The sequence below is a fragment of the Sulfitobacter sp. HI0129 genome (assembly GCF_001635395.1).
GTDB lineage: Bacteria > Pseudomonadota > Alphaproteobacteria > Rhodobacterales > Rhodobacteraceae > Sulfitobacter.
Window position 1 is genome coordinate 1 of record NZ_LWGH01000420.1, and the last position, 8328, is coordinate 8328.

Sequence of the window (8328 nt, forward strand, 5' to 3'; positions counted from 1 at the left end):
AGGGGACTACGGTTTCCAATGGGACTTTCGCGAGGTCTTTGAAGACGAATATCCTGACGGCTGGATGGAAGTTAACCCATGGTCCTGAAGCGCGGGGCCTCGGTAGCGCTTATCAAGGCGCTGACCGGGCACTTCTATCCGGTGTTGCTCACCTATGCCGACTGGCCGGGGGAGACAGTGCGCATCCATACGGGTGTGGGGACGCTGGCGTGGAATGGGCAATCGTGGCTTGGCGCGGGCAAGCTGGTGCAGTTTCAGGCACCTGAGGAAAGCACCGGCATCGCCACATCGGAGGCGAGCGTTCGCGTGGCGGCGACTATCGAGGGGATGCTGGCAGAGCGGGGCAAGATCATCCGCAACCGAACGGTGACGGTCTGGTTCGGAGTGACGACCGAGCCGGGGGGCAACGTGCTGGCGCAAGAGCCGGTGCAGTTGTTCAATGGGTACTTCGACAGCCGGTCAGGCACGCTCACACGCAACGGAGAGGACCAGATGCATGACATGGTTCTGGGCCTCGGCACCGGCCCCAGCGCCCGGTCGGCGGCCTCTGTGACACATAGCTACGAAGCGCAGATTGCCCAGTACCCGACCGATACGGCGGGGCGGCACGTCCAGAACGCGAACAAGCATCTGTACAACCCCCAGCGGTGGCCCGAGTAACACCACAGCAGGCGCTGTCAGCCTGTCTCAGCGCCATGCGAGAGCCATTCGCGTGGGGTCTACGGAAAGACTGCACGGTTGCCTGTGTGGCCTTCGCGCGACTTCACGGCGTCGATTCTCTGGCGACCGCCAGCCACACCTACAAAACGGCACTGGGCGCGGCGCGCATTCTCAATCGGTTTGGCGGATACGCGGGCTGGTGCGATGCCACGTTTGACCTGCCCCGAACGGACAGCCCCGGCCCCGGCGACCTAGCGCTGATCGAAAGCGCGGACGCGTTCGGCGCAGCCTTGGGCCTGTGCATCCAACCCGGTGAATTCGCCATCAAGACGGAGAGCGGAATGACGATTGCCCCGGCGACGATATTGAAAGGCTGGACGTGCCCTTCGTCTCTGCGCTGATTGCGTCTGCTACGACGGCCCTGACTTCAGCCGCCACAGCCCTCGGCTTCGGTGCAGCGGCGGGGACCATTGCCAGCTCCATCGTGCAATTCGGTGTATCTGCCCTGATCAACGCGGCCTTCACTGCGGTGTTTGGCAAGAAGCCTACGGCGCAGGATACCGCGAGGGAATTGGCCCAACAGACCACGGAGCCTGCCGTCCGCTTTGTCTATGGCCTGACCCGCGCAACGGGCACCCCGGCGGGCCTGCCGGTCAAGGGGGAGTACATTTACGGCGCGTGGATACTCAATTCCCGGGCTTCGGCCCTGCCAAACTTTACCCTGCATCTGGATAAGCGCGAAGTCATCCTGAGCGGCGATGCCTTCGACCTCTCCGGGCCGGGGGCCACGGCGACAAATGATCCCTTCAACGGCCATCTGAACGTTTGGATCAGCCGGGGCGATCATACCGCCCCCCCGGCGCTATTCCTGTCCGAAGCGGGCTATGCAGCGGGCACCGATGAAGACGGTTGGAAGGCATCCGACATTTGGTCGGGACTGACCGTCGTTTGGCTGAAGATCAAGGCGGGCGACCCGGGGAAACGGCAAGAACGCTGGCCCGCTTCTCCGCCTCTGGTGGAGGTCGAGGGGAAGTTTTCGCTGGTATTCGACCCGCGCACCGGAACCACGGCGTGGAGCGACAACCACGCCCTCTGCGTGCGGGACGCCTTGGTGAACCACCCGGTGCGGTCCTACCAGCCTGACCAGTTACACGAGTCCTTCGACGCTTACGGCCCGAACGTCTGCGATGAGCAGGTAGCGAAAAAGGATGGCACGACAGAGCCGAGGTACATCGCCGCCGGAACCGTTCGCTTCGATGATGGGGAGATTGAGGACCAGTTGAACCCGCTGATGGTCAGCGGGGCGGCTGACTTCATCAGAGTGGGTGGCACGCTGGGATATGCGCCGGGGGAGTACCGCGCGCCCGCCCTGACGCTGGATTATCTTCTTGGCGACGGAATCGAGTTTCCCGACATGCTGCCGGGCGCTGAGTTGGTCAACCAGTTGCGCGTGTCCTACCTCGCCCCGGAACGCGGATATGAGACGGCAGATTTGCAGCCGTGGAATATCCCCGACGCGCTGACTGAAGATGGCGGCGTTCCGACGGTCAAGACCTTGGACCTGCCGTTTTGCAGCAGCGCCACGCAGGCCATGCGCGTGAGGAAGATTGCGGGGCTGCGATTGCGGCGGCAAAGCCGGATCACGGGCGGTTCTCTACCCCCAGAGGCGTTCGACCTTATCGGCGGGTCTACCGTCAGCATCGCACTGCCTGCGCCCTACAACGCGCTGGATGGGGTCTACGAGGTTGAGGGTATCCATCCCGGCCTTGACCCCCTCGGGGAAAACGAAGGCGTGGCTCTGCGGATGCCAGCCGCATTGGTGGGCCATGGGGCGGAGGTCTACGCATACGACCCGCAGGTCGATGAGGAAGAAGTCTATCACGAACCATACGACGGCACTCGCGCGGCCACGCAGCCCCCGGGGGCTATCGCGGTCACGGTTGGCGATGGCGTCAATATGGAGACCGGCGGGCCGATCATCCCCCGCATCCGGTTCGCCTTCGATCCGTCGCCCTCCATCGTACTGTCCTACGAATACGAATACCGCCTCGGGGGTGGTGCCTACACGACCGGGGGGTTCATCGACCGCGACGTGCGCGATGCGGCTGGCAAGGTCTTCGGCTTCATCAACGTCACGACCGGTGCGACATATGACATTCGTGTTCGGGCCATCAGCAGCGGCGGCGCGTCCGATTGGGTTGAGGTCACAGGCGTCATCCCTGCGGTCACGATCAATCTGGATATCCCCGTTGATGGCGCTGCGACCGGCAGCAGCAACTCAATCACCGCCAGCTTCACAGCGCCGAATGACCCGGAATTTCGGGCCATGGAAATTTTCGGATCGGACACAGACGACGTGAACGCTGCGACCGCTCTCGGCCCTCCAATCTACACCGCACAGAATAGCCGCGTGAACGTGACGGAATCCGGCTTGGCTGACAACCAGCGCCGCTACTACTTCGCCCGCTCTCGTGGCGACTACACCAACGTATCAGCGTTCACCGCGAGCGTCACAGCAGTAACCAACCCATCCGTTTAGGGGATAATTAAACATGCCAGCACCTTACTTTTTTTTACGCACCACTGGTACGAACGAAAAAAACGCCAAAGTTGAAGACCTTGCAAACGGCATCAACGCGCCGCTCAAAAGCCTTTTCGATGACATCGTGGGTGTTGATGGCAGGGTGTCCGCAGTTGAGGGAACGGCTATCTCCGGCGTCACCCGTAAAGAGGCTGCCGCCTGCGCCACCACGGCGAACATCACGCTATCGGGCGAGCAAACAATCGACGGCGTGGCCACAAGCGCAAGCCGGGTACTGGTGAAGAACCAAAGCACGGCGGCGGAAAACGGCATCTATGTCTCGGCGTCCGGTGCGTGGTCGCGGGCTGCTGATATGGACGCGGCGGGCGAGGTGCAGGGCGCTGCGGTTTACGTCACAGGTGGCACGGCGGGAGCGGGTAAGACGTTCTACACAGGCTCCGAAGTCTCGACGCTTGGCACCGATGCGATTGCCTGGGTGGTTTCTGAGGATCAGGGGGCGTTGCAGGCCGAGGTGGCTCGTAAGGCGAACAAGGAGCAGATTGACGCTTATGAGCAAATACCGCACCCGCGCGCAGAATTTGTTCTGACAGATGACGATGGAAATGAAGTTGCCCGAGTTGACGCTTCGCGCATTGATCACCCTCTAATTCACCAAATGGAAAAGTCGATTGAGGAGAGCGCGGCCAAAGTTGTGCCGATCTCAAATGACGCTTCTGGTCGAAGCTCCTTCGCTATCGTAGATGGGGACGGAAATCTTATCTGTGAGATTGATGCGGACCATATTCGGCACCCGTCAATCAGCGGGAGCGGTGCGGATGCAGCGGGGAGTAAGGCGTCCAGCGTCCGCACGTCCCGTGTTTTCGAGCCGCGTGACAGCATTTGGGATAGCATTCAGCTTTTATCCGGCGTGGCGATGGCTGCTTGCATGGGGCAGTCCAACTCCCACGGCAACGACGCAACCCCCGTAATTTCCACATTTGGCAGCGATTGGGCTAAGATGTTTATCGGCGGTGTTCGGCCAAATGATGCGCGGACGACCCCAATTCGAGGCGCTTTTACAGCACTAAGCGAATTCGCTAACGGCACCATTGGGGAAACATCAGCGTCCGGTGCCGCAAAGGCATTCTCGCAATTCATGCTGGATGAAGAGGGCGTTGACCTCTCAGCCGATGAAGCGGCAATGTTTTTTGCTAACCACTCTGCACCGGGGGCAACCATTGAGGCTGGGATTGCCTCTGGCACTACTGCTTTTAACGATATGGCACAATCTATGAACCTTGGGTCAAGTGTTGCCAACACTGCGGGACAACCTTTTAGTGTAGCTGCGTTGCTTCTTGATATTGGTGAAAGCAACCAAAACAACGGCACCACTCAGGCCGCCTATGTTACCCTGAATACCACACTCCGAAGCGATTTGGAGGCACAGGCGCAAACCTACGGCCTCGCGCGCCCCTTGCCGGTGTTTATCAATCAAATGAATACGATTGTTCCCGGCCCTACGCCCGCGCCCGTGGATGGCTCTGTGGTGCCTGCCATCGCGCTTGCACAACTGCAACTTGCTCAGGAACAGGACTATTTCTGTCTGGTCGGCCCGTCATACCATATCCCCTATGTGAGCCTGTCCAACATTCACTATAGCGCCTATGGGCAGCTATTGAAGGGTGCTTACCTTGGCCGCGCCATGAAACGATGGCTAGTGGATGGGATTAAGCCGCGACCCGTCGCTCCCTTGTCTGCATGGAAGCAAGGCAATTTCGTGATGGTTAAGATGGACATCCAAAGCCGGACGCCGCTGGTAATCGACAACGCTGCCTTCCCTGACGTGCAGGATAGCGGTGTGCAAATTGTGGACAGCGGCGGCACTGCACTGACAATCAATTCTATCACAGTAGCGTGGGGCGATACGCTCGTAATCGAGGTCGCAAGCGGAACGCCCGCCACTTTCCGATATGGATGGATCGGTGTGACAGACGGGAGCAATTTGGGAAAACTGCAAGGCTGCGTCCGCGACAGCGAAGGCGACCATGAAATCTTTGACCCTGCCGGGGCGGCGTATCCGCTCCATAACTGGCTTGTTGCCTGCGAGGAGACAATTCTATGACCATTTTGAAGATCAACATCGGCGGCACCGGCGGCCAGCTTGGTAAATATACGCCTTTGCCACGGTTAGGTGGGGCACTCTACGCAGGATACCTTCTCGGCACAGACTATCATGCGTCAGATGCCTTTGGTGGCTCTAGCGTGGATGACCTTTCTGGCAACGGTCGGAGCCTGACGGCTACGGGCGGCGCGTATGATGTTGACCATATGGTGGCGAACGGATCAAACTTTATGGAGGCTCCATTCACTGATGATGATCTATTTGGCCTGAGCGGCTGTACGATCATCACAGTTTCTGCGGCGGTAAGTGGCGTGAGCAATATCGAAGCTGGCACGTTTTCATTCCCAGCAGACGGGAAAAGGGGGATTGCGTTAGGGCAATCCTCAGATGCCGCAAAACCACTTACATCCTACAACTTTCAAGGCGGGCCGCAGGTTGACTTGAATGGCGGTCTTGCGCGGTCGAATTCTGTATTCGAGTTTCGAGCAGCGACCTTTTCGCCATCTGGCGGCATGGTTTACCGCCAACGAAACGACATCGCAACAGCGCAGACCGCCGTCACCGGGTCGGGACACAACATCCTGCTTCCCCAAAGTGTGCGGATCGGCCAGCCAAACGTAGGGTCTGGGTTTGACGGCGCATCCAAAATTGCCGCAGCGCTTTTTGCATCGAAAGCCCTTAACCCAATACAGCTTGATGATGCGTATTCTGAAATGAAGGCGCTGATGGGCCAGTTCTCATTGGTGATCTAATGCTCCCCCTCTGCGAAGCCGTCAGCCGCCGCCTCTGCCGCTGGCTGACGGGCTGGGACATGACGATCTGCGCCTACGCATGGTGGCGTCGTGACCGCAATCTTCACAAATCATGGGGTTAGCGAATGACACGCGAGAATTTCTCTATCGTCCAGCCTTGGGTGCTTGCTCACGAAGGCGGGTATGTGAACAACCGCAAAGACCCGGGCGGGGCCACCAACATGGGCATCATCCAGCGAACCTATGACGCCTACCGCAAGTTGATCGGCTTGGCCCGGCGCAGTGTCAGGTACATCACCCCGACCGAGCGCGACACAATCTATAAGACGCAGTTTTGGGACAAGGTGTTAGGCGACCGCCTGCCTTCCGGCGTTGATTATGCGGTGTACGACTTCGCGGTTAACTCGGGCGTCAAGCGGGCGTCTGAATACCTGCAACGCATCGTTGGCGTTCGGCAGGATGGTATCATCGGCATGGAGACCTTGGCGGCGGTAGAAGCAATGCCCGCTGGCGAGGTCATAGAGCGTCTGTGCCGCGACCGGATCGCGTTCATGAAGCGCATCCGGCACCGCAGGACGAACGCGCTCTTGTGGAAGACCTTCGGGAAGGGCTGGACCCGCCGCGTCATGGGCCGGTGGGAAGGCGTTCAGGAAGGCGACCATGGCGTGATCGACCGGGCCACGATGCTTGCGAACAAGGCTCAGCTCATCCCAGCCCCGAAGATCCTCAAGGACGGTTCCGGCGCACGGGCGAACGGTCCATCCAGTTTCTGGGCGGGCATCATCTCGGCGCTGCGTGCGCTGTTCGGGCGGTGACGTATGGACCCGTATCTTGTCACCTTCATCATTCACCTGATCGTCGTCCTTGGAGCGGCGGCCATCATCGCGCTACTGCGCTGAAAGGATTGCCATGCGTGAGTACATCAAGCCACGAAGCCTGACCTTCTGGGCGGGACTTATCTCCATCGCCTGCGGCGTCCTGCTGGGCATTCATGAGGCAAACCCGCTGGGCTGGGGGCCTGACGCCCTGATCAACATGATCGGCACGGACACGTCGCCTGCCATGCTGGTGACAACTGGCCTCGGCCTCATCGGCATCCGCCGGAAGCTGGGCGCATGAGCGCGCTTGGATCGAAGCTGCGGCGGCTTGAAGGTGGCAAGGTGGCATTCAAATGCCCCGGCTGCAATCAGGTGCACCATGTGACCGTGGACGGTTCACGCGGATGGACCTTCAATGGCGACGGGGACAACCCAACATTCTCGCCTTCCGTCTTGGTAAATGGCACAGTGCCTATCTCCGACGAACAGCACGCGCGGATTATGGCAGGTGAGAAAATCACGCCCGCACCGTTGGTTTGCCACTCATTTGTCACCGATGGGCGCATTCAGTTTCTGAACGATTGCACCCACGCGCTGGCTGGGCAGAACGTTGAGTTGCCAGACTGGGGCGGCAAGACATGACCCGCATTGTCATCACGGTGTTGGCGCTGCTGGCGCTCACCCTCGGGGCCTACTGGCTATTGGACCGCGACGACCACCTGCGCGACGAAATCAACCGACAGAACAGCGAAAGGACCATAGGCGATGCGATACGCGATAGCGATGCTGATACTGCTTGGCGCGACCGGCTGCGTGCGCGGGAGTGACGCCGCGTTCTGTGGCCCCGACTTCACCGGGGCCGTTGACCGGCTGGCAGAAGCCCTCCCGCATCCTGACACGCCCGATAGCGTGGGGCAGGCGGGAACGGCTGTCGTGCTGGGCCATGATGCAGGGTGTGCCTGACGTGACGCGCTCACCCGATCCGCATTTCGTGCGGCTGGCTACGATAGAATACTTCGCGGCGGCGGCGGTGTTCGGCTGGGGGCTATGGTTGCTGGTATGGGGATCTGACAGCGCCATTTCGTCGGCGGCGTTCGCCTATCTGCGGGCCAGCGTAGAAGGCTGGGGGTTTGGCCCCGCATGGCGCGTGCTTGGCCTTCTCGGCATGGCCTCCGGCGTTCTCTACGCCATTGCGGTGAAGATCAACGGGGCGGGAATGATGTGGACGCCTATCGTGCGCGGGACCACGTGCGTCGGGGCCGTCATCTTCTACGCGAACCTTGTCTATTCAATCATGCAGGTCCAACCATCAAGCACAGGCGTCTATAGTTACGCGACCATTTCCGTCTTCTACGCCTGCTTGTTCGTCGCGAACCTCGACCGTTTCGCAGTGTCTCTTGTACTGATTTGGGAACGGCTTCGTGGACTGGATACCTGATGCAATTTCAGCGTTTG

Annotated in this window: 10 protein-coding genes; all 10 read left to right on the forward strand. The window is 60.0% G+C overall.

The features are described 5' to 3' along the window. The first annotated feature begins 78 nt into the window (after positions 1–78). Entirely contained in the window at positions 79–660 is a 582-nt protein-coding gene (locus A3764_RS11250) for a hypothetical protein (protein ID WP_067920514.1), read from the forward strand. Next, entirely contained in the window at positions 648–1061 is a 414-nt protein-coding gene (locus A3764_RS11255) for a DUF6950 family protein (RefSeq protein ID WP_443069089.1), read from the forward strand. The genes A3764_RS11250 and A3764_RS11255 overlap by 13 nt, the downstream gene beginning before the upstream one ends. After that, positions 1040–3199 (forward strand): phage tail protein, encoded by a 2160-nt coding sequence (locus A3764_RS11260; protein ID WP_067920510.1) that lies wholly within the window; start codon positions 1040–1042, stop codon positions 3197–3199. Before A3764_RS11255 ends, A3764_RS11260 begins: the two co-directional genes overlap by 22 nt. A 13-nt stretch (positions 3200–3212) precedes the next feature. Next, positions 3213–5303, forward strand: a complete 2091-nt coding sequence (locus A3764_RS11265; protein WP_067920508.1) for a hypothetical protein — start codon at positions 3213–3215, stop codon at positions 5301–5303. Then, positions 5300–6055: a hypothetical protein gene (locus A3764_RS11270; protein WP_067920506.1), complete on the forward strand. Its 756-nt coding sequence runs from the start codon at positions 5300–5302 to the stop codon at positions 6053–6055. The genes A3764_RS11265 and A3764_RS11270 overlap by 4 nt, the downstream gene beginning before the upstream one ends. Positions 6056–6180: 125 nt before the next feature. After that, positions 6181–6870 carry a glycoside hydrolase family 108 protein gene (locus tag A3764_RS11275; RefSeq protein ID WP_067951597.1) on the forward strand — a complete coding sequence of 230 codons (690 nt, stop codon included), beginning with the start codon at positions 6181–6183 and terminating at the stop codon, positions 6868–6870. A 94-nt stretch (positions 6871–6964) separates the two neighbouring features. Then, positions 6965–7174, forward strand: coding sequence for a hypothetical protein (locus A3764_RS11280; RefSeq protein ID WP_067920502.1), 210 nt, complete (start codon positions 6965–6967; stop codon positions 7172–7174). Next, positions 7171–7515 carry a DUF6527 family protein gene (locus tag A3764_RS11285; RefSeq protein ID WP_067920501.1) on the forward strand — a complete coding sequence of 115 codons (345 nt, stop codon included), beginning with the start codon at positions 7171–7173 and terminating at the stop codon, positions 7513–7515. The genes A3764_RS11280 and A3764_RS11285 overlap by 4 nt, the downstream gene beginning before the upstream one ends. Beyond that, on the forward strand, positions 7512–7700 hold the full coding sequence (locus tag A3764_RS11290; protein ID WP_067920499.1) for a hypothetical protein: 189 nt from the start codon (positions 7512–7514) through the stop codon (positions 7698–7700). The genes A3764_RS11285 and A3764_RS11290 overlap by 4 nt, the downstream gene beginning before the upstream one ends. 128 nt (positions 7701–7828) lie before the next feature. Then, positions 7829–8311: a hypothetical protein gene (locus tag A3764_RS11295; protein WP_150120635.1), complete on the forward strand. Its 483-nt coding sequence runs from the start codon at positions 7829–7831 to the stop codon at positions 8309–8311. The last annotated feature ends 17 nt before the right edge of the window (positions 8312–8328 follow it).

Coding starts and splice junctions, on each gene's coding strand:
- A3764_RS11250 (WP_067920514.1), top strand. CDS start 79: ATGGTCCTGAAGCGCGGGGCCTCGGTAGCGCTTATCAAGGCGCTGACC.
- A3764_RS11265 (WP_067920508.1), top strand. CDS start 3,213: ATGCCAGCACCTTACTTTTTTTTACGCACCACTGGTACGAACGAAAAA.
- A3764_RS11270 (WP_067920506.1), top strand. CDS start 5,300: ATGACCATTTTGAAGATCAACATCGGCGGCACCGGCGGCCAGCTTGGT.
- A3764_RS11275 (WP_067951597.1), top strand. CDS start 6,181: ATGACACGCGAGAATTTCTCTATCGTCCAGCCTTGGGTGCTTGCTCAC.
- A3764_RS11280 (WP_067920502.1), top strand. CDS start 6,965: ATGCGTGAGTACATCAAGCCACGAAGCCTGACCTTCTGGGCGGGACTT.
- A3764_RS11285 (WP_067920501.1), top strand. CDS start 7,171: ATGAGCGCGCTTGGATCGAAGCTGCGGCGGCTTGAAGGTGGCAAGGTG.
- A3764_RS11290 (WP_067920499.1), top strand. CDS start 7,512: ATGACCCGCATTGTCATCACGGTGTTGGCGCTGCTGGCGCTCACCCTC.